Consider the following 23,666-nt stretch of genomic DNA (forward strand, 5'->3'; position numbering starts at 1 on the left):
CTCACCATTCGCCACTCGCGACCTAGGGCGAACGCAGGAAGCCCACCTGAAAACCAGTCGCTGAACCACCGCGACACAATCGAAGAAGGACTACACACATGCGTCACGGCAAGGTTCATCGGAAGCTCAACCGCACGGCCGAGCACCGCAAGGCGATGTTCGCCAACATGGCGGCCGCGCTGATCAAGCACGAGCAGATCGTCACCACGCTGCCCAAGGCCAAGGAGCTTCGCCCGATCGTCGAGAAGCTCGTCACCCTCGGCAAGAAGGGCGGCCTGTCGCTGCGCCGTCAGGCCATCTCCGAGCTGCGCGACGTCGACATGGTCAAGAAGCTCTTCGACACGCTGGCGACCCGCTACAAGGACCGCCAGGGCGGCTACACCCGCATCATCAAGGCCGGCTTCCGCTACGGCGACAACGCCGCGATGGCCGTGATCGAGTTCGTCGATCGCGACGTCGATGCCAAGGGCCAGGATTCCGGTCCGGTGCAGGAGAAGGAAGCCGAGGCGGCGTAAAGCCCGATCGGCATGACGTTTCAAGAGCGGCGCCTTTGGCGCCGCTTTTTTGTTGGAACGGTCGGGTGGACAAAGGCCCGCTCTTAGCGCGCCGTGCCCACCATTCACGCTCCTCACGCGTCGGTGAGCCCCGATTGCAGCTGAGGGAGCCGCTTCCGATATCTCCATCCGCATCCATGGAGATATCGCATGAAGATCGACCTTTCCGGAAAAACCGCTCTCGTGACCGGCTCGACCGCCGGTATCGGCCACGCCATCGCCAGGGGTCTCGCCGGCTCCGGCGCCAGCGTCGTGATCAACGGCCGCGGCCAGGACAAAGTCGATGCGGCGGTGCGCAGGTTGGAAGGGACGGGCGCCAAGGTCCGCGGCATCGCGGCCGACGTCTCGACCGCGGCAGGCTGCAAGGCACTCGTTGCGGCGCTGCCCGAGGTCGACATCCTCATCAACAATGCCGGCATCTTCGAGCCCAAGGATTTCTTCGACATCTCCGACGAGGACTGGAGCCGTTTCTTCGAGGTCAACGTGATGAGCGGCGTGCGGTTGTCGCGCGCCTACATGAAGGGCATGCTGAAGCGCAATTGGGGCCGCATCGTCTTCATCTCCTCGGAATCCGGGCTCAACATTCCCGTCGAGATGATCCACTACGGCATGACCAAGACGGCCCAGCTTTCGGTGGCGCGCGGCCTGGCGCAGCTCACCAGCGGCACCGGCGTCACCGTCAATTCCGTGCTGCCGGGCCCGACCATGTCGGAGGGCGTCGAGACGTTCGTCAAGGATCTCGCGAAGCAGAACGGCCAGTCCGTGGATGAAGCCGCCGCCAACTTCGTCAAGCAGCATCGCCCGAGCTCGCTGCTGCAGCGTTTCGCCAGCGTCGACGAGATCGCCAACATGGTGGTCTATGTCGCCTCGAAGGAGGCATCCGCCACCAACGGCGCAGCGCTGCGCGCAGAAGGTGGCATCGTCAACACGATCGCCTGAGGAGATGCGCATGGCGGCCTATGTGATCTCGGAGGTCGAGGTGCGCGATCCCGCCGCATTCGAGGCCTATCGCGCCCTGGCTGCCAAGACGATCGCGCAGTACGACGGGCGTTATCTCGTCCGCGGCGGCAAGGCCGAGCTTGCCGAAGGCAATTTGCCGCCGAAGGCCATTATCATCGTCGAGTTCGCGTCGATGGCGCGGCTGAAGGAATGGTACGCCTCGCGGGAATATGCCGAAGCGCTCAAGGTGCGGCAGACGGCGCTGGAGCGGCGGCTGTTGTTCGTTGAAGGGACGCCGGTGCCGTAGGGTGGGCAAAGCGAAGCGTGCCCACCATTGTCGCGACTAGAGAGAGATGGTGGGCACTGCGCAAGTGCGCGTTGCCCACCCGACGAAAGCTACCATCCCTCCAGCACGATCTTGCCGCGCGACTTGCCGCTCTCCAACAGCGCGTGCGCGCGCTTCAGGTTGGCTGCGTTGATTGTGCCGAAGGTCTGGTCGAGTGTGGTGCGCAACACGCCCTTGTCGATGAGGTCGGCCACGTCATTGAGCAGATGATGCTGCGCGATCATGTCAGGCGTCTGGAACGAGGAGCGCGTGAACATCGATTCCCAATGCACCGAGATTGCCTTGCCCTTGAATGCGGCAATCGTGAACTCCGGGGGATCGTCGATCAGGCCGAACTTGCCCTGTGGTGCCATGAATTCCGCGATCGCCTTGTAGTGCTGGTCGGTAAAGGTGAGGCTGGCCACCAGCGCAACCGGCGGCAGGTTCAATTTCTCGATCTGCTCCTTCATCGGCTTGCCATGGTCGATCACCGCATGCGCGCCGAGATCGAGGCACCATTTCTGCGACTCCGGCCGTGTCGCGGTGGCGAGCACCGTCAGCCCGGTGAGGCGGCGGGCGAGCTGGATCAGGATCGAGCCGACGCCGCCGGCGCCGCCGGTGATCAACAGCGTGCGCGGATCGACGCTCTTGCCCGGCACCGCACCGAGCCGGTCGAACAGCAGCTCCCAGGCGGTGATCGAGGTGAGGGGAAGAGCGGCGGCTTGGGCGAACGACAGGCTCTTCGGTTTGGCGCCGACGATGCGCTCGTCGACCAGATGGAATTCGGCGTTGGTGCCCTGGCGCAGGATCGAGCCCGCGTAGAACACCTCGTCCCCTGGCTTGAACAGCGTGACCTCAGACCCGACCGCATCGACCACGCCGGCCGCGTCGTAGCCGAGGATTTTCGTCTCGCCCTCGGGCGGGGCGGCGCGCTTGCGCACTTTGTAGTCGACCGGATTGGCCGAGATCGCTTTCACCGCGACGCGGATGTCGCGCCCTTTGGGGTCGGGTTTAGCGGTCTCGAAATCGAACAGTGATTCCGCGTCCTCGATCGGAAGCGATTTCTTGTAGCCGACGGCTTTCATGGCGTGTCTCCATCAGATGGCTTTGTTCGCCCGCTGCCCTAACTGTCGCTCTAGCTCCGATTTGGCAAGTACTGTAAATTTGGGGATATAGTCCCTGTTTGGATACTATTGGGAAAAAGCCGCATGAAACGCCGTAACTTCGCCCGCCGTCCAGGCTGCTCGGTCGAGGCGACGCTGGACCTGATCGACGGCAAGTGGAAGGGCGTGATCCTCTACCACCTGCAGAGCGGCACCCAGCGCTTCGGCGAATTGCGCCGCCGGATGCCTGGCATCACCCAGCGCATGCTGACGAAGCAGCTGCGCGCGCTGGAGGAAGACCGGCTCGTCATCCGCAAGGTCTATGCCGAGGTGCCGCCGCGGGTGGAGTATTGCCTGTCCGAACTGGGCGAGAGCCTGAGGCCCGTGATCGACATCCTGAAGGCCTGGGGCGAGAGCCACCAGGAGCGGTTGTCCTGCGCGCCGCCGCCCGTGGTCGTGAAGAAGAAGCGCGCGGCGTGATCGTTCGGAAGCGGACGCTGCCGCTCCCGAACGAGCGCGTTCTAAAGCGCGATCGCGCTTTAGGTTTTTGTTTGAGCATGATCTTTTCGGAAAACCGCTTCACACTTTTCCGGATCATGCTCTAGAACGCGAACTGCGTGCGCATCGCGACCGCGTCGAACTTCGAGCCGACGTCGGCGGTCGAGATCGGCGAGGCCTGTCGCGACACCGTGCCGTGCAGATAATCGAGCATGAAGCGCACGTTGCCGTTGACGTACCAGTTGAGCGCGAGCGTATAGACGGTCTGCCGGCCGCCTGCGACGCCGCTCGCGGTCGCGAGCTGATCGTTGAGGTCGATCGTCGAGAACCGTCCTGCGATCTCCCACGCGCCCCAGCCGCCGCCGTCGAGCGAGAACGGATGTGCCGGCTTGACGCCGCTATAGGCCGCGTTCGCCGCATTGTAGGAGCGGCCTTCGCCGGTCAGCACATAGCCGGCCTGCGCGTAGCCGCCTTGGAATTTCAGGCTCGGTGCACCCGTCAGCGGCACGGCCGTGTTGGCAGTGCGATCGACATTGTACCAGAAATACTCGCCCTGGACGATGAACGGACCGTAGGTCGCCGCCGCCTCGACGCTGTAGACCTGCGCGCCCGAGGCATTGGCGATAGCGCCGGTCGAGATCAGCGTGGTCGGGTCGAGACGCAATTCCGGACGATCGCTGAGCGTGACCGTCTGGGTGTTGGCGATGAGATTGCGCGGCGGCTGGATCAGCCATTGCGCATTGGCGCCGATATGCACCGAGTAGTCCTTCGTGCTGATCGGATTGCCGGCGACGCGCGCCACGGCACCATATTGCTCGCTGGTGCCGGGCGGCGCCGCGCTCGAGGCGGAATGGATCGCACCGGTCGTCGGTCCCGTGACATAGCCGCCGATCCAGAGCTGGTCGTTGAACCAGCGCGCACCGGCTGCGGAACGGAAGTCACCGGCAGCGATGTTGGTCGCGATCACGCCGGGCGAGGCGCGCTCCATGAACATGATGTCGTTCGAGCTCGTCGCTTCGTCGAGCGTGTATGGCAGATCCATGATGCCGGCCTCGATCGCCATCTTGCCGCCGAACGGCTTCAAGCCGGTATAACTGATATAGGCGTTCTCGACGCCGGAGACGCCGCCGCCGGGCAGCGATCCCGGCGCGGCGCCGCCAAATCCGTCGGACGAGCCGCCGAAATCGTAGACCAGCGCGAAATTCCAATCGTGGAAGAACTTGCCGGTGACACCGATGCGCGCGCGGCGGACGTTCTGGCCGCTGTCGAGCTTTTGCGGCACGGTCGCCGCGGTGTTGGGACGATAGTCATAGCCGCCGACATCCCAATGCAGGCGGCTGGTGATGGCGACGCAATTGGCCTGGTCGGCGGTGCAGATCGTCGGCCGGTTGTTCGGCATCGTCACGACGACGCCGGACGCCGGCGCCGGCCCCTTGACGGGAATTGCCGCGTTGGCATTGGCCACCGCGGCCTTTGCCTCCGCGCGCGCCTCGGCCTTTGCCTCTGCCTTGGCTTCGACTTTCGCCTTTGCTGCGGCTGCCGTGTTCGCCGCGGTCTGGCTCTGCAGCTTGTCGAGCTTCTGTTCGAGCATCTTCAACTGCTGCTTCAACAGCGCGATCTCCTGCTCACTGCTGCTTGCCGACTGGGCCTGGGCCTGCGAGGCCGCCAGCGCGCCGGCGAGACCAATCGCGGTGGCCGCAATTCTTGTTCTGCTCACGTTACGCTCCATCATCTGACTGTTTTCCCCAAGTCGCGAAGGGAGAGCCTAGGTGTGATCGATGACTGCCCCGCGACGCTGCGAGCGGTTGCGTGGGTTCCCACTGATGCAAATTCGCCGCAACCGAATCCGCTTCACACCACCATGCAAGATGACGCACATCATGCCAATCCGCCGCCGGGCAAATGGCCGATTCGCACGGCACCCTTGCATGCCGGACACGGCTGCGAAGGGACCGAATATTGCCCGCCGGCGGCCTTCTATTGGGAGGCGAACGCGCCTATATTCCGGCGTCTTTTCCAAGAGGTAGGAATGTTTCGAGCGACCTGGACTGCCGCCCTTACGGCGCTGTGCGTAGCCTTTTCGGCCACCTTCAATCCGACTGCTGCGCAGGACCGTCGGGTCCCGTCGTCGCCGGCCGAGCTGCGGATGTCCTATGCGCCGATCGTGCAGCGGGTGCAGCCGGCGGTCGTCAACGTCTATGCCGCCAAGGTGGTGCAGAACCGCAATCCGCTACTGGACGATCCGATCTTCCGCCGCTTCTTCGGCGTGCCGGGCCAGCAGCCCGAGCAGATGCAGCGCTCGCTCGGCTCCGGCGTCATCGTCGATGCCTCCGGCCTCGTCGTCACCAACGTCCACGTCATCGAGGGCGCTGACCAGGTGAAGGTGTCGCTGTCGGACAAGCGCGAGTTCGAGGCCGAGATCCTGCTCAAGGATTCCCGGACCGATCTCGCCGTGCTGCGCCTGAAGGACAGCAAGGAGAAGTTCCCGACGCTGGACTTCACCAATTCCGATGAGCTCTTGGTCGGCGACGTCGTGCTCGCGATCGGCAATCCGTTCGGCGTCGGCCAGACCGTGACCCAGGGTATCATTTCGGCGCTGGCGCGCACGCAAGTGGGCATCACCGACTATCAGTTCTTCATTCAGACCGATGCGGCGATCAACCCGGGCAATTCCGGCGGCGCGCTGGTCGACATGGGTGGCAAGCTCGCCGGCATCAATACCGCGATCTATTCGCGCTCCGGCGGCTCGCAAGGCATCGGCTTTGCGATTCCCGCCAACATGGTGCGCGTCGTCGTCGCCTCCGCCAAGAGCGGCGGCAAGGCGGTGAAGCGGCCCTGGCTCGGTGCGAAATTGCAGGCGGTGACGCCCGACATCGCCGAGAGCCTCGGCTTGCGCTCGCCGACCGGTGCGCTGGTCGCGAGCGTGGTGTCGAACGGTCCGGCGGCGAAAGCCGGCCTGAAATCCTCCGACCTCATCACCGGGATCGACGGCCAGATCGTGGATGATCCCAACGCCTTCGACTATCGCTTCGCAACCCGTCCGCTCGGCGGCACCGCGCAGCTCGACGTGCAGCGCGGCGGCAAGTCGGTGAAGCTCACGGTAGCGCTGGAGACCGCGCCCGACACCGGGCGCAACGAGCTCGTCGTCACCGCGCGTTCGCCGTTCCAGGGCGCGAAGGTTTCGACCATCACGCCGGCCGTCGCCGATGAGCTGCGTCTGGATGCCGACACCGAAGGCGTCGTGATCACCGATATCGGCGGCGATACCGCGGCTGCGAGTGTCGGCTTCCAGAAGGGCGACATCATCCTGGCCGTCAACAATCAGAAGATCAGCAAGACCGGCGACCTCGAGAAGGCTGCAGGTGAACGGGCACGGATCTGGCGCATCACGCTGGTGCGTGGTGGCCAGCAGATCAACGTCACGCTGGGCGGATGAGTCCGAAGCGACCAACGGAGACACCGACTCTCTTTGCTGCGGCGGGGCTCGATCACGATGCTCCGCATCCGCTGCCGGACCGGCTGCGCCCGCGTGCGCTGTCGGAGGTCGTCGGCCAGGATCACATCCTCGGCCCCGATGGTGCGCTGACGCGCATGCTGGAAACGCGCACGCTCGGCTCGCTGGTGTTCTGGGGCCCGCCCGGCACCGGCAAGACCACGGTGGCGCGGCTCCTGGCTGACGCGACGGATCTGCATTTTGAGCAGATCTCTGCGGTGTTCTCTGGCGTCGCCGACCTCAAGAAAGCGTTCGATGCCGCGCGCGCCCGTCGCGAGATGGGCAAGGGCACGCTGCTCTTCGTCGATGAGGTGCACAGATTCAACCGCGCCCAGCAGGACTCCTTTCTGCCGGTGATGGAAGACGGCACTGTCGTCATGGTCGGCGCCACCACCGAGAACCCGTCCTTTGAGCTCAATGCGGCGTTGCTCTCGCGTGCGCGCGTGCTGGTGTTTCGCTCGCTCGATGCCGCCGCGATCGAAAAGCTGTTCGTGCATGCCGAAGCCGTCGAGGGCAGGAAGCTGCCACTCGATGCGGAGGCGCGCGCGGTGCTGGTGCGCATGGCCGACGGCGATGGCCGTGCGTCGTTGACGCTCGCCGAAGAAGTCTGGCGTTCGGCGCGGGCGGACGAGATTTTCAATGCCGCGCAGCTGCAGGAGATTCTGCAGCGCCGCGCGCCGATCTACGACAAATCGGCCGACGGCCACTACAATCTCATCTCGGCGCTGCATAAATCGGTGCGCGGCTCCGATCCCGATGCCGCGCTGTATTACCTCGCGCGCATGCTGGACGCTGGCGAGGACCCGCTGTTCCTGGCCCGCCGCGTCGTGCGCATAGCGGTCGAGGACATCGGGCTGGCCGATCCGCAGGCGCTCGTCATCGCCAATGCCGCCAAGGACGCCTTCGACTTCCTCGGCCATCCCGAGGGCGAGCTCGCCATCGCCCAGGCCGTGGTCTATCTCGCCACCGCGCCGAAATCGAACGCGGTCTACACCGCCTTCGGCACCGCGATGCAGGTCGCCAAGCAGGCCGGCTCGCTGCTGCCGCCAAAGCACATCCTCAATTCCCCGACCAAGCTGATGAAGTCGGAAGGCTACGGCTCCGGCTACGCATACGACCACGATGCGCCGGATGCCTTCTCCGGCCAGGACTACTTCCCGGAGGCCCTGGGCCGCCAGACCTTCTACGACCCGCCCGACCGGGGTTTTGAACGCGAGATCAGGAAGCGGCTGGATTACTGGGCCAAGCTGCGCAAGGAGCGGGGCGACTCCCGCTAGAAGCGGCCATTTCGTCGTGACGGAAGGCCGCTTTTGGGGTACGCAGGCAACCATGAGCCGCCGTATCAAGAGAATGAACCCAAAGCCACGGTCGCGTGACGAACGCGACGACTCGCGGGCGCATCAGGCGCGTAGCGCGAAGAAGGCCGGGCCGCGTCCGGGTGGCAAGCCCGGCGGTAAGCCGCCGCGCTTTGCCGGCGAGCGCGCCGAGCGGCGTCCGCCCAAAGCGGTCCAGGAGAGGCCTGCGCCTGAAAAGTCCGTCGAGGCGCTGCTACCGACCAAGGTGCAGACCGTCACGGTCACGGCCGACGAGAACAACATGCGCGTGGATCGATTCCTCGAGGCGCGCTTTCCCGGCCTGTCGTTCTCCCACATCCAGCGCGTCGTACGCAAAGGCGAGCTGCGCGTCGACGGCAAGCGCGTCGACAGCAAAGACCGGCTGGAGGAGGGACAGAGCGTCCGCATCCCGCCGCTCAAGCTCGATGCGCCGAAGGTCGTCGGCGAGCTCTCGGAGGCCGCGCAGAAGACGCTGAAGGCGCTGAAGGAGATGACGATCTGGGAGGACGACGACGTCCTCGTCCTGAACAAGCCGGCCGGCCTTGCCGTGCAGGGTGGCTCGGGCATGACGCGGCACATCGACCAGATGCTTGAAGTGATGCGCGATGCCAAAGGCCAGAAGCCCCGCCTCGTGCACCGCATCGATCGCGAGACCTCGGGCTGTCTCCTGATCGCCAAGACGCGCTTCGCTGCCTCACACCTGACCGGCGCGTTCCGCTCGCGGTCGGCGCGCAAGGTCTATTGGGCATTGGTGCCGGGCCTGCCGAAGCCGAAGCAGGGCCGCATCTCGACCTTCCTTGCAAAGGAGGAGGGCGAGGACGACACCATCATGCGCATCGCCCAGCATGGCGATGAGGGCGCCAGTCACGCGGTGACGTACTACGCCGTGGTCGAGACCGCCGGCAACAAGCTGACCTGGGTGTCGCTGAAGCCGGTGACGGGCCGCACCCACCAGCTGCGCGCCCACATGGCCCATATCGGCCATCCCATCGTCGGCGATCCCAAATATTTCAACATCGAGAACTGGCAGCTGCCGGGCGGCCTGCAGAACCGGCTGCATCTGCTCGCACGCCGCATCGTCATTCCGCATCCGCGCGGCGGCGTGATCGACGCCACCGCGCCGTTGCCGCCGCACATGCAGCAGTCGTGGAACCTGCTGGGGCTGGACGCAACCAGATTTGATCCGATCGAGAACGCGCCTGAAGAATAGTGAGGTTGAATAGGGGCGACTGACGCACGACATGTTTCCCCATGAGACGACTGTCGATCTGCTTGGCGCTCTTGGCTACTCTGTTGGTAGGGCCGGCCGTCCGCGCGCAATATGTCTCGCCGGACGCCGCGCGGCTCGCTCCACCGCTGCCTGCGCCGCCACCGCCGCCGAAGATCGAGGTGCCCAAGGTTCCGCAGTTTGACGCGCCGCCGCGCTACAATTACCAGCCGCTGCCGCGCAATTCCTTCGGCGATCGCGTCACGAAGTGCCTCCACGACGCTGCAGCCGCAGGACTGGGCCCGGCCGATCGCGGCACTTATGCGCGTAGCTGCGCGAACTAGCCGCCTCATCGGCGTCCAAGCGGGGCCATGACGACACAGGTAATTTGACAGACGATAGGATCGGAAAAACCGACATGCGCGAATTGTTCGAGGAAGCAGCAAGGCAGCCTGCGCCGGATCCCCGGGAATCGGCGCGCGCGTCCGCGCGCACGCCAATGCGCAAGCGCTTCTACAAGGAGGCCGGCGTCGTCGATGCCGAGGGCGGCTTCGCCATCACTCTCGACGGCAAGCCGATCCGTACGCCCTCCGGCCGCCAATTGGTGATCCCGACGCGCGCGCTCGCAGATAGCGTCGCCGCGGAATGGGCCGCCCAAGGCGAGGCGATCGATCCCGTGACCATGCCTTTGACGCGCATCGCCAACAGCGTGGTCGAGGGCGTTATCGATCGCGTCGAGCTCGTCAGCGACGACCTCGCCAAATATTTCGAATCTGACCTGCTGTTCTATCGCGCCGGCCATCCCGAGGGACTGGTCGCCCGGGAGGCTGCGCATTGGGATCCCGTGCTGTCCTGGGCGGCGCAGACACTGGGTGCGCATTTCATCCTGTCCGAAGGCGTCATGCACGTGAAGCAGCCGGACGAGGCGGTGAAGGCCGCACGGGCGGCGCTGCCCGGCGATCCCTGGTCGGTCGCCGCGCTCCACATGGTGACCACCCTGACCGGCTCGGCACTGCTTGCGCTGGCGCTGGACCAAGGCGTGCGCGATGCCGACCAGGTCTGGGCCGCCGCCCATGTCGACGAGGACTGGAACGTGGAGCAATGGGGCGTGGACGAGGAGGCGGCCGCCCGCCGCGCCGCCCGCCTGAAGGATTTCCAGGCCGCTGTGACGGTTCTGGCGGCGGTGAAGCAGCCGGCCATCTGAGGTCCTTAACGAGAGGTTTACGAGGCGGCGGTTACGGTAGCCGGCATTCCCCTAGGGCTGCCGAGATGCCGACGCCGGTCACCCCCATCGCTCCCGTCAACGCCGCCAGCCGCCCGGCTGATGCGGCGACGCCGGATCTCATGCTTCAAGCCGGCAGTGTCGTCGATGCCAGGGTGGTCAGCGTGCTCGCCGACAATCTGGTGCGGATCGCGATCGCCAACCTGGCGATGGACGTGATGTCTGAGGTGGCTCTGACGCCAGGGCAGAATCTCCAGCTCGCGGTCTCGCAGAGCAACGGCACCATTCGCCTCGCGGTCATGGGCGGGGCAGGCGAGGCGGCGGGAGATCAGGTCACGCTGACGCCGCGCACGGCCTCGCTGGTGGAGAGCCCGCCGCTGGCGCCGTCGGTGGCCACGGCACGGAACACCCTCACTCCGTCCGAGCAGGTGGCCGTTCAAACGGCCTCTGCCGGGGCCGTGACCAAACAGGGCAGCCAGGCGCCGCTGTTCGCCAACCTGGCCTCTGTTGTGACGAGCAGCAATCTGCCCGCTAGGCTGAAGCAGGCGGTGCTCGACGTGCTGGCGCAGCAGACGCCGCTCAACACCGCCCTCGACGGCGGCGATATCGAATCCGCGTTCCAGAAGTCCGGACTGTTTCTCGAGGCCTCATTGGCCGCAGGCACGACGCCGTCCTCCGGCGCGATCCCGGACTTGAAGGCCGCTCTGCTGGTGTTGCGCCAGACCCTGGCATCGACCTTCGGCGCGCCGCAGGCAACTGCGCAAGGTGTGGCGCTGCCGGCGAGTGCTGCGGCCACGACGCAGACCGCAGCCTCCGCGCTGGCGGGCGAAACGGCACAAGCGGCGTTGCCGGAACGCGCCCGCCCGGCGCAAGCGTCGCGCGGTGCGTTTGCTGCCGCTCTGCTGGCCGATGTGGCGGGCAACAATCCGCAAGCTTTGGTGTCGCGCACCATGTCCGGGGGCCTTGCCACGAGCCTGCTGCAGGAGGTCACGGAAAACCTGCCGCGCCTGACCGGCAACGTGCCGGGCTCCAACAAGTCCGTGCCGGATGCCCATATCTTCGAGGCGGCCGCGCATCCGACACCTCCGCCGGTCCGGGGCGCGCTGCCGGCGCCTCAGTCCATTGCCATGCCGTCGCTCGCGCCGGATACGCCGCTGGCTGCAACCGTGCATCGTCTGCTCGACGAGACCGATGCCGCGATCGCCCGCCAGACGTTGTTGCAAATTGCCTCGCTCCCCGATCGCACCGACGCCAGCGGCCACCGCATCGATCCGGCCGCGCCGCAGTGGAATTTCGAAATTCCGTTCGCGACCCCGCAAGGTACCGCGATGGCGCAGTTCGAGATCTCGCGCGATGGCGGCAATGAGTCGGACGACCCCGCCAAGCGCGCCTGGCGCGCGCGCTTCTCGCTCGATGTCGAGCCGGCCGGACCCGTGCATGCGCTGATCACGCTGAACGGCGACAAGACCTTCGTTCGGATGTGGGCGGAGCGGCCGGCCACGGCGCAGCAGCTCCGCGCCGGCATCGGTGAGCTCAGCCAGGCCTTGACGAAGGCCGAGCTCAAGCCCGGCGATATCGTGGTCCGCGACGGCACGCCGCCGCCACCGGCGCCGGCTCGCGCCGGCCACTTCCTGGATCGCGCCACATGAGCGATCCCTCCAAGCTCGCGATCGCGCTGCATTACGAGAAGGGATCTGGCGCGCCCGTCGTCGTCGCCAAGGGCAAGGGCACGATCGGTGAGAAGATCGTCGAGATCGCCAAGGCCCACGACATTCCGATCGAGGAGAACGAGGTCTTGGCCGGCGCGCTGTCGAAGGTCGAGCTCGGCGACGAGATCCCGCCGGATCTCTACAAGGCCGTCGCCGAGGTGCTGGTGTTCGTGCTGCGGCTGTCGGGCCGGGGACGGTAAAAACAACCTGTCATCGTTTCAACACTTAGCGGCTGCATGGTCGCACCGGTTTTTCCGCCGCTCAATGGACCCGCCCTTGCTGACCCGCCGTTCCACCCTCGGCCTCCTCGCCGCAACCGTGATCCTGCCTCGACGCGCGCGCGCCCATGTCGCGCCGCCGCGCAATGAAATCCGCGACGCTCTTGCAAAGCGCTTCACCGATCTCGGCACGTCGGGCACCTTCGTCGGCTACAAGGTCGAGGACTATCTGATCGTCGCCAGCGACAAGGAGCGCTCGGGCGAGGGCAAGTTGCCGGCCTCGACCTTCAAGATTCCCAACTCGCTGATTGCGCTCGAGGCCGGTGTCGTCACTGACCCCGACAAGGACGTGTTTGCCTGGGACGGCGTCAAGCGGCCGATCGAGGCCTGGAACAAGGATCACACGCTGCGCAGCGCAATCGCGGTGAGCGCGGTGCCGGTCTATCAGGAGATCGCGCGCCGCATCGGCGAGGTGCGCATGCAGCAATATGTCGACGCGTTCGACTATGGCAATCGCGACATCGGCGGCGGCATCGACCAGTTCTGGCTCACAGGGGCGTTGCGCATCGATCCGGTCGAGCAAGTCGATTTCGTCGACCGGCTGCGCCGCCGCGCGCTGCCGATCTCGAAGCGCAGCCAGGATCTCGTTGCCGATATCCTGCCGGCGACGAAGGTCGGCGACGCCGTCATTCGCGCCAAGTCCGGTCTCCTGGGCGCCGAGCGCGGCGATCCGTCGCTCGGTTGGATGGTCGGCTGGGCCGAGAAGGGCGAAGCCCATACCGTGTTCGCGCTCAACATGGATTGCAAGGAGCCGCGCCACATCGAGGCTCGCATGACGCTGACCCAAGCCTGCCTTGCCGAGATCGGCGCGCTCTAGCGAGACCGTGAGGTTTAGAAGCAACCTGTTCGCACACGGTCAATGCGTGCGGTTGCACGTCAAGCCGGCACCTGAACCTCAGTCGTCGCAATCAGACGCCAATCGGCGAGCGCGGCAAAGCGGTGGGGTTCGGCCTCACGCCGGTAATCGGAGCTCGAGACGATGACTCGAAAGGTCGCGAAGTCCGGGTAGCGCACGATTGCGGCGTCGTGCCAGGCGTCGCCTTGCGCCGCCACCAGCAGAGCTCCGACGGATCCTAGCCAAGTTGGCCTGACCCCTTGCGGAATCGCGACCTTGCGAAATGCGGGGACATAGCGCGTGAAATAGGCTTCGCGGCCGCTACAGGCTGGAAGCTCGGATTTGTCTGGGTACAAGGCCTCATCCCGATAGCGTAGAAGATTGAGCATGAAGATGGGTTGATCTCCGGGCAGGCTCGAGCCTGCCGTTTCGAGTGATGCATTATCGATATCGACGAACATTGCTCTCTCCGGTCGTGGGTGCTTGCTGCGCTGATATCGCCTTCGAACGCCCGGCCTGTAGTGGTTTCGGTGTCACTGCTATGATGACGCCATGGCAACACCACGCAGCCATCGGCAACTCCTCGGCAATTCTGAGCGCCAGCCCGGCGGTCCAGCTCGAGCTGAAAGTCGACGATTTCGGGGACGGAGTTCAGGCGTTGTCAGGCTTCGCCGTCAGCGCCCGGTCGATGGCGAAGCCGCCGATCTCGCTCATGGCCTGCGAGATCGGATCGCCGCGCCGGGCAAAGCCGCTGGAGAGATAATCGAACTGCGTCCGCGCCAGCCGCAGCACTTCGATCGGCACCGAGACCGCGGTCTCGTTGAAGCTGTCGACGGAGGCGCGCAAGCTGTCGAGCTCCGTCGTGAGCTTGCCGATATGTCTCTCGGCATGCTGCATCAGCTCGAGCAGCTTGCCGCGCTCGGCATCGAAGGCGGCGCGCTCGGCTGCGGTCGCGGCGGTGAGCTCGGCGAGCGGTGCCCGCAGCGCCGCGATCTGGCCGACCATGGCGTCGGAGGCGAGTTCGGCGGACTCGCGCAGCTCGGCGTTGCGCGTGCTCTCTTCCTGCGCCTGATGATAGAGCCGCTCGGCCGACATCGCCCGCTGGCTCAGCGTCTCGATCATGCTGGCTGCGCGCAGCAGCATCTCGCCGTTCCGCCCCGACACCATGCCGGCCATGCGGCGCAGGAAGTCGATCGTTTCGGACGCTGGGTTCGGCGGCAAGGGGACGACCGTCGCGGACATCTCGGTGATGCCAGTAGGTAGACGCTGGAGCTAGGGCATGATGATCACCGCCGTACCGATTGGGCTCACGCAACATTCGGCGCCTGATCTGACTCGGAGCAAGCCTGAATCGGTCGGCCCGGTCAACCCGCTGGTGCGACAAATGCGGTCCTGTAGCCCGGATGGAGCGCAGCGAAATCCGGGGGAATCGCGCCCGCGCTGCACCGTCCCGGATTACGCTCCGCTCCATCCGGGCTACGCACTCAGCCGGAAGGGAGATCAGGAGTCCCTCCGCCCAATCCGCCCCAGGTGGGTGAAGCCGAACCCGGCGGAATATTTCAGGCCGTAGCCGAGCGCCCGGTCGATGCCGATATGGGCAAGCCAGATCAAGGCGATGGAGAGGGTGAGGGGCGAGGCGAGGGCGAAGCCCAGCGTCAGCAGCGCCACCGGCACCAAGTAGCTGTGGGCGGCGTTGTAGACCATCGCACCGAACCTAGCGTCGGACAGGTAGGCCAGGAAACTCAGATCGGGTACGAAGAACAGCAGCGCAAACACCAGCCACGACCCGTCTCAGGCCGCATAGAGCGTCACCATTCCTGCAAACAAGGTGAGGCCCTCCAGCCGCAGCAGGATGTTGACGCCGCCTGTTGCAGCGCCCGTCTCGGCCGTTCCTTCGCTCACGCTCGCCTCCCGGGCAAAACTTTGTAATTCCTTGCGCTTTCCCGCTACGGCAGGGCAGCCCTGCGACGGCGAAAGCGGCTTTCCGGGCCGCAAAATGCCGTGTTAGAACCCGCCCATCACTTAAGAACTGGCGGGAGCAAATGAAACACATCCTGGACGCCCTTGAAGATCGTCGTGCCGGCGCAAAGCTCGGCGGCGGGGAGAAGCGCATCGAGGCGCAGCACGCCCGCGGCAAGCTGACGGCCCGCGAGCGCATCGAGCTTCTGCTCGACAAGGGATCGTTCGAGGAGTTCGACATGTTCGTCGAGCACCGCTCCACCGAGTTCGGCATGGAGAAGAGCAAGGTGCCGGGCGACGGCGTCGTCACCGGCTGGGGCACCGTCAACGGCCGCAAGACTTTTGTGTTTGCCAAAGACTTCACGGTGTTCGGCGGCTCACTCTCGGAAACGCATGCGCTGAAGATCACGAAGCTCCAGGACATGGCGATGAAGGCGAGGGCGCCCATCATCGGCCTCTATGACGCCGGCGGCGCCCGCATCCAGGAAGGCGTCGCCGCGCTCGCCGGTTATTCCTACGTGTTCCGCCGCAACGTGCTTGCCTCGGGCGTGATCCCGCAGATCTCCGTCATCATGGGCCCCTGCGCCGGCGGCGACGTCTATTCGCCTGCGATGACCGACTTCATCTTCATGGTGAAGAACACCAGCTACATGTTCGTCACCGGTCCCGACGTGGTGAAGACCGTGACCAACGAGGTCGTCACCGCCGAGGAGCTCGGCGGCGCCTCGGTGCATGCGACGCGTTCCTCGATCGCCGACGGCGCCTTCGAGAACGACGTCGAGACGCTCTTGCAGATGCGTCGCCTGATCGACTTCCTGCCCTCCAACAACACCGACGGCGTGCCGGAATGGCCGAGCTTCGATGACATCGAGCGGGTCGACATGTCGCTCGACACGCTGATCCCCGACAATCCGAACAAGCCCTACGACATGAAGGAGCTGATCCTGAAGGTCGTGGACGAGGGCGACTTCTTCGAGATCGCGGATGCCTTCGCCAAGAACATCGTCACCGGGTTTGGCCGCATTGCGGGCCGCACCGTCGGCTTCGTCGCCAACCAGCCGATGGTGCTGGCCGGCGTGCTCGACAGCGACGCATCGCGGAAAGCGGCGCGCTTCGTCCGCTTCTGCGACGCCTTCAACATCCCGATCGTCACCTTCGTCGACGTGCCGGGCTTCCTGCCCGGCACCGCGCAGGAATATGGCGGCCTGATCAAGCACGGCGCGAAGCTCCTGTTCGCCTATTCGCAGTGCACCGTGCCGCTCGTCACCATCATCACCCGCAAGGCCTATGGCGGCGCCTTCGACGTCATGGCCTCCAAGGAGATCGGCGCCGACATGAACTATGCGTGGCCGACCGCCCAGATCGCGGTGATGGGCGCCAAGGGCGCGGTCGAGATCATCTTCCGCTCAGACATCGGCGACCCCGACAAGATCGCCGCCCGCACCAAGGAATACGAAGACCGCTTCCTGTCGCCCTTCATCGCCGCCGAGCGCGGCTATATCGACGACGTCATCATGCCGCACTCGACCCGCAAGCGCATCGCGCGGGCGCTGGCGATGCTGAAGGACAAAAAGACGGAAATGCCGGCGAAGAAGCACGACAATTTGCCGTTGTAATAGGAGGTAGCCCGGATGAGCGCAGCGAAATCCGGGTCTTTGCCGAGGTCCCGCATGTCGCTTTGCTCATGCGGGCGACAGGCTCCTTCTGATTTGGCACGCTCGATCCAATGACCGAAGACGATCCGACCGATGAAATCTCCGATATCGAAGATCGGATCGAAGAGCTCGCCGAGATCGCTGAGCGGTGCCGCAAGTACATCCTCGCGTCCAAGATCGCGATCGGTGGCGGGGCGGCGCTGCTGCTGGTGACGATCCTCGGTCTGTTCGGATTTGATCAGACCGCGGCGCTCGGATCGATTGCGCTGGTGCTCGGCGGGATTGTCTCGCTCGGCTCGAATGTCTCGACGTTGCGGCAGACGGACGAGGCCATCAGTGCTGCGGAGGCGCGGCGTGCGGCGTTGATCGGCAGCATTGACCTCAGGGTCGTTGCCGATGCGCCGCTGAAGCTGGTGTGAGGTGTAGGGTGGATTAGCGAAGCGTAATCCACCAAGGTGTGCGTCATCGGATGGAGAAGTGGCGGATTACGCTATCGCTAATCCGCCCTACGCATCAGACGCCTCCAGCGCCAGCAAGCCTCACGCGGCCTGCTTGACTGTCAGCTCCGACAATTCGGCGCGGCATTCGGCGGCGTAGGCCTGGAGCCGGTCGGCGGTCTGCCGGTCGAGGATGGCCTTGGCCAACCGCTCGGCGCGGGCGATCTGTCGCTTGAGATATTCGATGCGGACCATGGGTCACCTGTCGAATTGAATCGTTCCGATGCGGGCGACTCTATGCCAAGCACAGCATCGATTATGTGAGGTGCATCACGCCCCGCGCGCCTTATCCGCCGCGGCGAAATGCGCCAGCTGGTCGGCGTGGGCCTTGGCGAACGCCGGACGTCCGGTGGCGCGCGCGACGTAAGCGCGGCAGGCAGGACTATCCGTCAGCCCGTTGAAACCATCGACGACGCGCAGCACGTCCGCCATCAGGATGTCGGCGACGGAGAAGGAGCCCGCCAACCATTCGCGGCTGGCCAGCACCGCCTCGAGATGCTTGAGCCGAAGCTTGAGGAAGTCGTCCACGAATTTCCATGCTGCCGTGTCGGTCGGATGTCCCATGAATTTGGACATGCCCCAGGGCAGGCTGGCCATCTCCACCGAATTGAGCGCCGCGAACATCCACTCCGCCGCTTCAGTGCGGCCGCGCTGGTCCTTTGGCATCAGCCTCTCGCTGAGGCCGCCGAGATGCAGCAGGATCGCGCCGGTCTCGAAGATCGAGAGGTCGCCGTCGGTCAGCCACGGAACCTGGCCGAACGGCTGGTGGGCGAAGTGCGCGGGCCCGCGGTCGTCGAATGGCACGCTGGCGACGCGATAGGGCAAGGCGGCTTCTTCCAGCGCCCAGCGCACGCGGAAGTCACGCACGAAGCCTCGCGGCGCTGCGGGAACCCAATCGAAGGTGGTCAGGGTGAGCTCGGCCATTTTCTGTCTCCGTGTCCTGGTTCGATGCAAAGGACGAACGAAGAGCGCCCGTTCCGACATCCAGGCCAACTCTTTTTGTCGCCGGCGGCTTAACCGGCTAGGCTCGCCCCAAACAACAGGAGGAAATCCGATGCCAGCAGCCTTCTTCGTCGTTCGCGCCGTCGTCTCCGACGCCGAAAAGCGCGCTGCGTTCGACCGGTGGTACGAGACGGAACACTTGCCCGACGCAGTGAAGGCCTTCGGCGTGAGCAAGGCGTGGCGATTCTGGAGCCTCGACGATCCCTCGCTGCACCAGGCGATCTATCAGTTCGATGACGAGGCCAAGCTGAACGCGATGCTGAAAGGTGACGCGCTGAAAAAGCTCGTCGCCGATTTCAACCGCGACTGGCCCGACGTGAAGCGCTCGCGCGAGACGCTGGTGCTGGCGCAGGAGTTCGCGACGTAGCGAGGTCCTGTAGCCCGGATGGAGTCACGAATTCTTCATCTCGGCTCGCAATGAATCTGAACGCCGGCTTCAGCTTCGGTTCATGGCGTTGCAGCGACATTCCTTCTGCATCACGTGCACGATGATCCAAGAAGGAAGAAACGATGGAGCGCCGGAACTTTTTGAAACTTGCCTTGGGATTGACGGCGGGCGCCGCTGCCTTCGCCGCGACCGCGGCACAGGCCGCGCCGCTGTCACCGCAGCCGCTCGCTGATCCCACTCACGCGCCGCAAGGCAATCCCGACGCTCATCCCGCCGTCACGACCAGTGAGGAAGCTGCGCAACTCGCTCCTGAGCAGGTTCACTGGCGTGGGCGTGGCCGCCACTGGGGCTGGCACCGCCGTCATTGGCGCCGGCACCGTCGGCGCTGGCGCCGCCGCCATTATTGGTAAGCTCGCGACCATTCGCGGACTCAACGGGGATCGCCGCTGGCGGTCCCCGTTTCGATTCTGGAGACGCCCGGCTCCGTGGGCGAAAGTCAGAGCGCCAAAAGAAAATGGCCGCAGCGGATGCCGCGCGGCCATTCTGGAGTGCGGAGAAGATCAGTAAGGACGGCAGCGGCCGGCGTACCAGCGGAAGCCGTAGGGGCAGACGCGCGCGCGGGGCACCACGACGACCGGCGGGGCGACCACCACGGGGGCGGGGCGCACGACGACCGCGCCACGCATCGGGCGGCACTGACCATAGGGGCCGCGATAAAACCCTCGGCCGCAGCCCTCGGCGGCGCTGGCCGCCTCGCTGAAACCGACGACGGCCGCGCTGGCGAGCATGACGGCGGCTAACAGGTATTTCATTTTTGATCTTCCTTCTCGTCCTGGGGGCAGGCTTAGGGGGATGGCGCTTGTGGCGCACAATGAATCAACAGACACGATTCGACACGTTAAAATTGGAGAAACGTGCCGGCACGTTGCGATCCAAACCTGCCAATCATGACCTGAATGCGGCATGAACGTTCCCCGCATCTGGTCCCGGACGACACGCTGGTGTCGCTAGCGGCCGAGAAAGCCCAGCACCAGTTCCTTGTACGTCTCCGGCGCCTCCAGGAACACGAGATGGCCGGTGTCGGGGATCACCTCGGCCCGCGCGTTCGGCATCTTCGCGGCGAGCTGCTTCGCAAGCTCTGCGTTCTGCCCCATCTTGGCCCGCAGCGCCTCCGGCGCGAGCGGCCGGCCCGGCGCGTTGTGGTCGTCCGCGCCCATGATGAACAGAGTCGGTGTCGCGATCAGCGGGATCTCGTGCGCCACCGGTTCACGATAGATCATCTGGCCGGAAGAGACGAAGGCGCGCAGCCAGCGCGGATAGTCCGGGCTGCCCTTGATATTGAAGCGAGCCCCGATGAACGGCGTGATCGCCTCGGCCGGCAGCTTGATTGCGTAATTGGTCTGGAGCTGCTTGCGATAGCCGTCGGCGGTGAGCTTGTCCTCGGTCTCGATCATCTTCTCGGTCGGCGTCGGCGGCACGTAGAGGCGGTAGTCCTCGAGCCCGATCGGCGCGGTCAGAACCAGATGGGCGAGGCGGTCCGGATAGGCGCGAGCGATGCGCACGCCGAGCATGCCGCCGAGCGAATGCGCGACGATCTCGGCCTTGTCGATTTTGAGGTGATCGAGCAGCGCAATGGTGTTGCGCGCCAGATTGTCGAAATGCAGCTCGCCCGCCGGCTTGGAAGACTTGCCGAAACCGACCTGGTCCGGCACCACGACACGAAAGCCGGCCTCGCTCAGCATCTTGATCACGGGCGCCCAATAGCTCGACGGAAAATTGCGCCCGTGCAGCAGCACGACGGTGCGGCCGTTCGGCCGTGCCGCGGCGACATCCATATAGGCCATGCTGAGCTGCTCGCCGTCGTTGACGACGGGGAGCAAGTGCACCGGGTAAGGATAGGCAAAGCCTTCGAGCGCGATGCCATAGGGCTCGCGGGGCGCAGTGTCGGCGGCGCGGGTCGATGTCAGTTGGGAAACGAGAAGGGCGGCGGCAAGCGCGGCCAGGAAGATGCGGTTCATCACGGTCTCCGTCATGCCCCGGGCTTGTCCCGCCTGCGCGGCCGAAGCCGCTTCGGCAAGGCGAAGGCCCGGGCATCCACGTGCCAGCCGCAATAAAGACGTGGATGGCCGGGTCAAGCCCGGCCATGACGGAAGCGAGAGGGCACACGCAAAAGTGTGCTCAGTCCTTCCCGCCGCCGAAAAGCGCGGCGAACTGCTTCTCGCCGGTGCGGGTGAAATTCACGACGCGGCTGCCGGGCATGGGATCGCGCGCGGCCCATTTCAGCTCGGCGAAGCGCTGCATCATGGCCGCGCCCAACGTGCCGGCGAGATGGTGCCGCCGCTCGCTCCAGTCGAGGCAGGCCTTGCAGACCGGGCGGCGCGGATGGCTGAGCATGTCGGGCGAGATCTGCAGGTGCTTCACAAGAAAGCGCTCGCCCTCGGCGGTCAGCTCGATCTCCTGCTTCCTCTGCCTGACCAGATGTCGCTCGCGCAAAGAGTCCAGCATCTGCACGCCGAGATCGCCGGCGAGATGGTCGTAGCAAATCCGCGCGCGCCGCAGCGCAGGGTCCTTCGGCCCGGTGCGCACGCGCATATGGCCGGTCCGCGCGGCAAGGCCGGCGAGCCCCTCGAGCACGCCGGCGACGTCGTCGTCGGTGAGGCGGTAATAGCGGTGGCGGCCCTGTTTCTCCGGCTCGATCAGGCCGCCGGCCTCGAGCTTCGACAGATGCGAGCTTGCGGTCTGCGGCGTGATGCCGGCCTCCTGAGCCAGCTCGCTCGCCGTGAGCGCACGGCCGTTCATCAGCGCCGTGAGCATATTGGCGCGGGCGGGGTCGCCAACCAGCGAGGCGACCATGGCGATGTCGGGTCCTGATTTCATGCTTCGATGGTAACCGAAGCGTTGGTGTCGGGCAAGGGCGTATCGTGTCACCACGTCGTCATTGCGAGCGTAGCGAAGCAATCCAGACTGCGTCCGCGGAGGGAGTCCTGGATTGCTTCGCTATGCTCGCAATGACGGCGAAAACAAAGGAGCCCATCATGTCCGTCACCGTCTTCATCCGCTACCAGCTCGATCCGTTCAAGCGCGCGCAGTTCGAGGAATATTCGAAGCGCTGGCTCACCATCATCCCAAGATGTGGCGGCGAGTTGATTGGCTACTTCATGCCGCATGAGGGCACCAACAACATCGCGTCCGCCCTGATCTCGTTCGAGAGCCTGGCCGCCTATGAAGCCTATCGCAAACGGCTGCGCGCCGATCTCGACGGTATGGCAAACTTCAACTTTGCCGAGGCGGAGAAATTCATCCTCGCCGAAGAACGCACCTTCCTGCGCAAGGTGGTATTGTAGGCCCACCAACAGCAGGAGACGCCCATGATCGCCGTGATCTTCGAGGTCTGGCCCAAGCCGGAACACCGCCAGACCTATTTCGACCTTGCAGCCGATCTGAAGCCGCTGCTGCAGACCATCGACGGCTTCATCTCGGTCGAGCGATTCGAGAGCCTGACCGAGAAGGGCAAGATCCTGTCGGTGTCGTTCTGGCGGGATGAAGCGGCCGTCCAGGCCTGGCGCAACACGATGGAGCACCGCCGCACCCAGGCCAGGGGCAGGGCGCAGATCTTCGCCGATTATCACTTACGCATCGCCAGCGTCATCCGCGACTACGGCATGAACGACCGCGACGAGGCGCCGAAGGACAGCCGCGCCGTGCATGACGCGCACTAGCGGACTCGAAAACGCAGCCTTATCTCTGCGCGGCTAACAAGGGAGAGAAACATGCACGTGACGACCGCTGACAAGCGCGCGACGTTCAGGAAGATGCACGAGAGCGGCTGCTTCATCCTGCCCAATCCGGTCGATGTCGGCAGCGCGAAAGCCTTGCAGCATCTCGGTTTCAAGGCGATCGCGTCATCGAGCGCGGGCTTTGCCTGGACCATTGGCAAGGCCGACAATCACGTCACCGTCGAGGACGTCTGTCAGCATCTGGCAGCATTGAGCTCGGCTGTCGACATCCCCGTGAACGCCGATTTCGAGGGTGGCTTTGCGGTCGAGCCTGACAAGGTCGCGGACAATGTCGAGCGCGGTGTACGCACCGGCGTTGCGGGCCTCTCGATCGAGGATTCCACCGGCGACAAGGACAAGCCGCTCTACGATCGCGCGCTGGCCGTCGAGCGCATCAAGGCCTCGCGCAAGGCGATCGGCGACAGCGGCACGCTGCTGGTCGGCCGCTGCGAGGCCTATCTGTGGGGCGTGACCGATCTCAAGCTCGTTATCGACCGGCTCACCGCCTATGCCGATGCCGGCGCCGACTGCCTCTATGCGCCGGGTCTGAAGAGCCGCGAGGACATCGCCGCGGTGGTCAAGGCGGTCGCACCGAAGCCGTTCAATCTTCTGATCGGCGGCTCCGGCCTGTCGCTGCAGGAAGCCCAGGATCTCGGCGTGCGCCGCATCAGCGTCGGCGGCTCGCTCGCCCGCGCCGCTTGGGGCGGCTTCATGCGCGCGGCCAAGGAGATGGCGGAGAAGGGGACCTTCAACGAGCTCGGCGGCGGCTATCCCGGCGGCGAGCTCAACAAGATGTTCGGGTAGAGCATGATCCGGAAAAGTGCGTGGCGGTTTTCCGAGAAGATCATGCTCAAACAATAACCTAAAGCGCGATGACGATTCATCCTAATCC

The 23,666-nt window shown here is 65.1% G+C and carries 28 protein-coding genes and 1 pseudogene; 19 read left to right on the plus strand and 10 right to left on the minus strand.

Features of this window, described 5'->3' with window-relative positions:
• Window positions 1-98: 98 nt before the first annotated feature.
• From rplQ to I6F28_RS10930, 3 genes are all read left to right on the plus strand, one after another.
• Window positions 99-515: a 50S ribosomal protein L17 gene (gene rplQ / locus I6F28_RS10920; RefSeq protein ID WP_025036979.1), complete on the plus strand. Its 417-nt coding sequence runs from the start codon at window positions 99-101 to the stop codon at window positions 513-515.
• Window positions 516-704: 189 nt separating this feature from the next.
• Window positions 705-1,493, plus strand: a complete 789-nt coding sequence (locus I6F28_RS10925) for an SDR family NAD(P)-dependent oxidoreductase (protein WP_109143365.1) — start codon at window positions 705-707, stop codon at window positions 1,491-1,493.
• 10 nt (window positions 1,494-1,503) lie between these two features.
• Entirely contained in the window at window positions 1,504-1,800 is a 297-nt protein-coding gene (locus tag I6F28_RS10930) for a DUF1330 domain-containing protein (protein WP_036027590.1), read from the plus strand.
• An 89-nt stretch (window positions 1,801-1,889) separates the two neighbouring features.
• Here I6F28_RS10930 and I6F28_RS10935 read toward each other — a convergent pair whose 3' ends face one another.
• Window positions 1,890-2,903, minus strand: a complete 1,014-nt coding sequence (locus tag I6F28_RS10935) for a zinc-binding alcohol dehydrogenase family protein (RefSeq protein ID WP_109143366.1) — start codon at window positions 2,901-2,903, stop codon at window positions 1,890-1,892.
• Between the two features lie 123 nt (window positions 2,904-3,026).
• On the opposite strand from I6F28_RS10935, the gene I6F28_RS10940 reads away from it, so the two are divergent.
• On the plus strand, window positions 3,027-3,401 hold the full coding sequence (locus I6F28_RS10940; RefSeq protein WP_036011060.1) for a winged helix-turn-helix transcriptional regulator: 375 nt from the start codon (window positions 3,027-3,029) through the stop codon (window positions 3,399-3,401).
• A 121-nt stretch (window positions 3,402-3,522) separates the two neighbouring features.
• Here I6F28_RS10940 and I6F28_RS10945 read toward each other — a convergent pair whose 3' ends face one another.
• Window positions 3,523-5,136, minus strand: coding sequence for an OprO/OprP family phosphate-selective porin (locus I6F28_RS10945; protein WP_225139877.1), 1,614 nt, complete (start codon window positions 5,134-5,136; stop codon window positions 3,523-3,525).
• A gap of 312 nt (window positions 5,137-5,448) precedes the next feature.
• On the opposite strand from I6F28_RS10945, the gene I6F28_RS10950 reads away from it, so the two are divergent.
• The 8 genes from I6F28_RS10950 to blaOXA all read left to right on the plus strand — a co-directional run bounded on the left by I6F28_RS10950 (window position 5,449) and on the right by blaOXA (window position 13,479).
• On the plus strand, window positions 5,449-6,855 hold the full coding sequence (locus tag I6F28_RS10950; protein WP_036011123.1) for a DegQ family serine endoprotease: 1,407 nt from the start codon (window positions 5,449-5,451) through the stop codon (window positions 6,853-6,855).
• Window positions 6,852-8,189, plus strand: coding sequence for a replication-associated recombination protein A (locus tag I6F28_RS10955; RefSeq protein ID WP_225139878.1), 1,338 nt, complete (start codon window positions 6,852-6,854; stop codon window positions 8,187-8,189). The genes I6F28_RS10950 and I6F28_RS10955 overlap by 4 nt, the downstream gene beginning before the upstream one ends.
• A 52-nt stretch (window positions 8,190-8,241) precedes the next feature.
• Window positions 8,242-9,456 (plus strand): RluA family pseudouridine synthase, encoded by a 1,215-nt coding sequence (locus I6F28_RS10960; protein ID WP_036011066.1) that lies wholly within the window; start codon window positions 8,242-8,244, stop codon window positions 9,454-9,456.
• Between the two features lie 83 nt (window positions 9,457-9,539).
• Window positions 9,540-9,797: a hypothetical protein gene (locus I6F28_RS10965; protein WP_225139879.1), complete on the plus strand. Its 258-nt coding sequence runs from the start codon at window positions 9,540-9,542 to the stop codon at window positions 9,795-9,797.
• 74 nt (window positions 9,798-9,871) lie between these two features.
• Window positions 9,872-10,657 carry an ATP12 family chaperone protein gene (locus I6F28_RS10970; RefSeq protein WP_036011070.1) on the plus strand — a complete coding sequence of 262 codons (786 nt, stop codon included), beginning with the start codon at window positions 9,872-9,874 and terminating at the stop codon, window positions 10,655-10,657.
• A gap of 65 nt (window positions 10,658-10,722) precedes the next feature.
• A complete protein-coding gene (locus tag I6F28_RS10975; protein WP_036011072.1) occupies window positions 10,723-12,324 on the plus strand; it encodes a flagellar hook-length control protein FliK in 1,602 nt (533 codons plus the stop codon).
• Window positions 12,321-12,584 (plus strand): EscU/YscU/HrcU family type III secretion system export apparatus switch protein, encoded by a 264-nt coding sequence (locus I6F28_RS10980; RefSeq protein WP_025036968.1) that lies wholly within the window; start codon window positions 12,321-12,323, stop codon window positions 12,582-12,584. The genes I6F28_RS10975 and I6F28_RS10980 overlap by 4 nt, the downstream gene beginning before the upstream one ends.
• A gap of 64 nt (window positions 12,585-12,648) precedes the next feature.
• Entirely contained in the window at window positions 12,649-13,479 is an 831-nt protein-coding gene (gene blaOXA / locus I6F28_RS10985) for a class D beta-lactamase (protein WP_370130464.1), read from the plus strand.
• Window positions 13,480-13,538: 59 nt separating this feature from the next.
• On the opposite strand, the gene I6F28_RS10990 is transcribed toward blaOXA, so the two are convergent.
• The 3 genes and pseudogenes from I6F28_RS10990 to I6F28_RS11000 form a co-directional block, all read right to left on the minus strand.
• A complete protein-coding gene (locus tag I6F28_RS10990) occupies window positions 13,539-13,958 on the minus strand; it encodes a hypothetical protein (protein ID WP_036011074.1) in 420 nt (139 codons plus the stop codon).
• Window positions 13,959-14,148: 190 nt separating this feature from the next.
• Window positions 14,149-14,739 carry a hypothetical protein gene (locus tag I6F28_RS10995; protein WP_036011077.1) on the minus strand — a complete coding sequence of 197 codons (591 nt, stop codon included), beginning with the start codon at window positions 14,737-14,739 and terminating at the stop codon, window positions 14,149-14,151.
• Between the two features lie 258 nt (window positions 14,740-14,997).
• A pseudogene (locus I6F28_RS11000) lies at window positions 14,998-15,399 on the minus strand (DUF4260 family protein).
• 140 nt (window positions 15,400-15,539) lie between these two features.
• Here I6F28_RS11000 and I6F28_RS11005 point away from each other — a divergent pair.
• Both I6F28_RS11005 and I6F28_RS11010 read left to right on the plus strand, forming a co-directional pair.
• A complete protein-coding gene (locus tag I6F28_RS11005) occupies window positions 15,540-17,072 on the plus strand; it encodes an acyl-CoA carboxylase subunit beta (RefSeq protein WP_225124913.1) in 1,533 nt (510 codons plus the stop codon).
• Window positions 17,073-17,182: 110 nt separating this feature from the next.
• Window positions 17,183-17,530, plus strand: a complete 348-nt coding sequence (locus I6F28_RS11010) for a hypothetical protein (protein WP_036011086.1) — start codon at window positions 17,183-17,185, stop codon at window positions 17,528-17,530.
• Window positions 17,531-17,650: 120 nt separating this feature from the next.
• On the opposite strand, the gene I6F28_RS11015 is transcribed toward I6F28_RS11010, so the two are convergent.
• A complete protein-coding gene (locus tag I6F28_RS11015; protein WP_193374987.1) occupies window positions 17,651-17,803 on the minus strand; it encodes a hypothetical protein in 153 nt (50 codons plus the stop codon).
• A gap of 75 nt (window positions 17,804-17,878) precedes the next feature.
• Window positions 17,879-18,532: a glutathione S-transferase family protein gene (locus tag I6F28_RS11020; protein ID WP_036011089.1), complete on the minus strand. Its 654-nt coding sequence runs from the start codon at window positions 18,530-18,532 to the stop codon at window positions 17,879-17,881.
• Window positions 18,533-18,662: 130 nt separating this feature from the next.
• On the opposite strand from I6F28_RS11020, the gene I6F28_RS11025 reads away from it, so the two are divergent.
• Together I6F28_RS11025 and I6F28_RS11030 are read left to right on the plus strand one after the other, a co-directional pair.
• Window positions 18,663-18,977 carry a hypothetical protein gene (locus I6F28_RS11025; protein ID WP_036011092.1) on the plus strand — a complete coding sequence of 105 codons (315 nt, stop codon included), beginning with the start codon at window positions 18,663-18,665 and terminating at the stop codon, window positions 18,975-18,977.
• 143 nt (window positions 18,978-19,120) lie between these two features.
• Complete coding sequence (locus I6F28_RS11030) at window positions 19,121-19,408, plus strand: twin-arginine translocation signal domain-containing protein (protein WP_074448158.1); 288 nt, start codon at window positions 19,121-19,123, stop codon at window positions 19,406-19,408.
• A 150-nt stretch (window positions 19,409-19,558) separates the two neighbouring features.
• On the opposite strand, the gene I6F28_RS11035 is transcribed toward I6F28_RS11030, so the two are convergent.
• The 3 genes from I6F28_RS11035 to I6F28_RS11045 all read right to left on the minus strand — a co-directional run bounded on the left by I6F28_RS11035 (window position 19,559) and on the right by I6F28_RS11045 (window position 21,875).
• Window positions 19,559-19,810 carry a GCG_CRPN prefix-to-repeats domain-containing protein gene (locus I6F28_RS11035; protein ID WP_036011098.1) on the minus strand — a complete coding sequence of 84 codons (252 nt, stop codon included), beginning with the start codon at window positions 19,808-19,810 and terminating at the stop codon, window positions 19,559-19,561.
• 195 nt (window positions 19,811-20,005) lie between these two features.
• The gene (locus I6F28_RS11040; RefSeq protein ID WP_036011126.1) at window positions 20,006-21,016 is read right to left on the minus strand and encodes an alpha/beta fold hydrolase; all 1,011 of its coding nucleotides are present in this window, start codon (window positions 21,014-21,016) and stop codon (window positions 20,006-20,008) included.
• Between the two features lie 160 nt (window positions 21,017-21,176).
• Entirely contained in the window at window positions 21,177-21,875 is a 699-nt protein-coding gene (locus I6F28_RS11045; protein ID WP_036011101.1) for a winged helix-turn-helix domain-containing protein, read from the minus strand.
• 158 nt (window positions 21,876-22,033) lie between these two features.
• Here I6F28_RS11045 and I6F28_RS11050 point away from each other — a divergent pair, with 158 nt between their 5' ends.
• Genes I6F28_RS11050 through I6F28_RS11060 form a run of 3 tightly spaced genes read left to right on the plus strand, consistent with a single transcriptional unit; the run spans window position 22,034 to window position 23,578 of the window.
• On the plus strand, window positions 22,034-22,342 hold the full coding sequence (locus I6F28_RS11050) for an NIPSNAP family protein (RefSeq protein ID WP_036011128.1): 309 nt from the start codon (window positions 22,034-22,036) through the stop codon (window positions 22,340-22,342).
• Between the two features lie 24 nt (window positions 22,343-22,366).
• On the plus strand, window positions 22,367-22,717 hold the full coding sequence (locus tag I6F28_RS11055; RefSeq protein ID WP_036011104.1) for an antibiotic biosynthesis monooxygenase family protein: 351 nt from the start codon (window positions 22,367-22,369) through the stop codon (window positions 22,715-22,717).
• A gap of 51 nt (window positions 22,718-22,768) precedes the next feature.
• Window positions 22,769-23,578, plus strand: coding sequence for an isocitrate lyase/PEP mutase family protein (locus I6F28_RS11060; protein WP_036011106.1), 810 nt, complete (start codon window positions 22,769-22,771; stop codon window positions 23,576-23,578).
• Window positions 23,579-23,666 lie beyond the last annotated feature (88 nt).

This window comes from Bradyrhizobium sp. NBAIM14 (assembly GCF_020193895.1).
Lineage (GTDB): Bacteria > Pseudomonadota > Alphaproteobacteria > Rhizobiales > Xanthobacteraceae > Bradyrhizobium > Bradyrhizobium yuanmingense.

Excerpts from the sequence above, each read along its gene's own strand:
- I6F28_RS11055 (WP_036011104.1), top strand. The coding sequence starts at position 22,367 with ATGATCGCCGTGATCTTCGAGGTCTGGCCCAAGCCGGAACACCGCCAG.
- I6F28_RS10995 (WP_036011077.1), bottom strand. The coding sequence starts at position 14,739 with ATGTCCGCGACGGTCGTCCCCTTGCCGCCGAACCCAGCGTCCGAAACG.
- I6F28_RS11015 (WP_193374987.1), bottom strand. The coding sequence starts at position 17,803 with ATGGTCCGCATCGAATATCTCAAGCGACAGATCGCCCGCGCCGAGCGG.
- I6F28_RS11010 (WP_036011086.1), top strand. The coding sequence starts at position 17,183 with ATGACCGAAGACGATCCGACCGATGAAATCTCCGATATCGAAGATCGG.
- I6F28_RS10950 (WP_036011123.1), top strand. The coding sequence starts at position 5,449 with ATGTTTCGAGCGACCTGGACTGCCGCCCTTACGGCGCTGTGCGTAGCC.
- I6F28_RS11020 (WP_036011089.1), bottom strand. The coding sequence starts at position 18,532 with ATGGCCGAGCTCACCCTGACCACCTTCGATTGGGTTCCCGCAGCGCCG.
- blaOXA (WP_370130464.1), top strand. The coding sequence starts at position 12,649 with ATGGACCCGCCCTTGCTGACCCGCCGTTCCACCCTCGGCCTCCTCGCC.
- I6F28_RS11030 (WP_074448158.1), top strand. The coding sequence starts at position 19,121 with ATGGAGCGCCGGAACTTTTTGAAACTTGCCTTGGGATTGACGGCGGGC.
- I6F28_RS10970 (WP_036011070.1), top strand. The coding sequence starts at position 9,872 with ATGCGCGAATTGTTCGAGGAAGCAGCAAGGCAGCCTGCGCCGGATCCC.
- I6F28_RS10935 (WP_109143366.1), bottom strand. The coding sequence starts at position 2,903 with ATGAAAGCCGTCGGCTACAAGAAATCGCTTCCGATCGAGGACGCGGAA.
- I6F28_RS11040 (WP_036011126.1), bottom strand. The coding sequence starts at position 21,016 with ATGAACCGCATCTTCCTGGCCGCGCTTGCCGCCGCCCTTCTCGTTTCC.
- I6F28_RS10955 (WP_225139878.1), top strand. The coding sequence starts at position 6,852 with ATGAGTCCGAAGCGACCAACGGAGACACCGACTCTCTTTGCTGCGGCG.
- I6F28_RS10930 (WP_036027590.1), top strand. The coding sequence starts at position 1,504 with ATGGCGGCCTATGTGATCTCGGAGGTCGAGGTGCGCGATCCCGCCGCA.
- rplQ (WP_025036979.1), top strand. The coding sequence starts at position 99 with ATGCGTCACGGCAAGGTTCATCGGAAGCTCAACCGCACGGCCGAGCAC.
- I6F28_RS10975 (WP_036011072.1), top strand. The coding sequence starts at position 10,723 with ATGCCGACGCCGGTCACCCCCATCGCTCCCGTCAACGCCGCCAGCCGC.
- I6F28_RS11045 (WP_036011101.1), bottom strand. The coding sequence starts at position 21,875 with ATGAAATCAGGACCCGACATCGCCATGGTCGCCTCGCTGGTTGGCGAC.
- I6F28_RS10960 (WP_036011066.1), top strand. The coding sequence starts at position 8,242 with ATGAGCCGCCGTATCAAGAGAATGAACCCAAAGCCACGGTCGCGTGAC.
- I6F28_RS10940 (WP_036011060.1), top strand. The coding sequence starts at position 3,027 with ATGAAACGCCGTAACTTCGCCCGCCGTCCAGGCTGCTCGGTCGAGGCG.
- I6F28_RS10925 (WP_109143365.1), top strand. The coding sequence starts at position 705 with ATGAAGATCGACCTTTCCGGAAAAACCGCTCTCGTGACCGGCTCGACC.
- I6F28_RS11050 (WP_036011128.1), top strand. The coding sequence starts at position 22,034 with ATGTCCGTCACCGTCTTCATCCGCTACCAGCTCGATCCGTTCAAGCGC.
- I6F28_RS11035 (WP_036011098.1), bottom strand. The coding sequence starts at position 19,810 with ATGAAATACCTGTTAGCCGCCGTCATGCTCGCCAGCGCGGCCGTCGTC.
- I6F28_RS10980 (WP_025036968.1), top strand. The coding sequence starts at position 12,321 with ATGAGCGATCCCTCCAAGCTCGCGATCGCGCTGCATTACGAGAAGGGA.
- I6F28_RS10990 (WP_036011074.1), bottom strand. The coding sequence starts at position 13,958 with ATGTTCGTCGATATCGATAATGCATCACTCGAAACGGCAGGCTCGAGC.
- I6F28_RS11060 (WP_036011106.1), top strand. The coding sequence starts at position 22,769 with ATGCACGTGACGACCGCTGACAAGCGCGCGACGTTCAGGAAGATGCAC.
- I6F28_RS11025 (WP_036011092.1), top strand. The coding sequence starts at position 18,663 with ATGCCAGCAGCCTTCTTCGTCGTTCGCGCCGTCGTCTCCGACGCCGAA.
- I6F28_RS11005 (WP_225124913.1), top strand. The coding sequence starts at position 15,540 with ATGAAACACATCCTGGACGCCCTTGAAGATCGTCGTGCCGGCGCAAAG.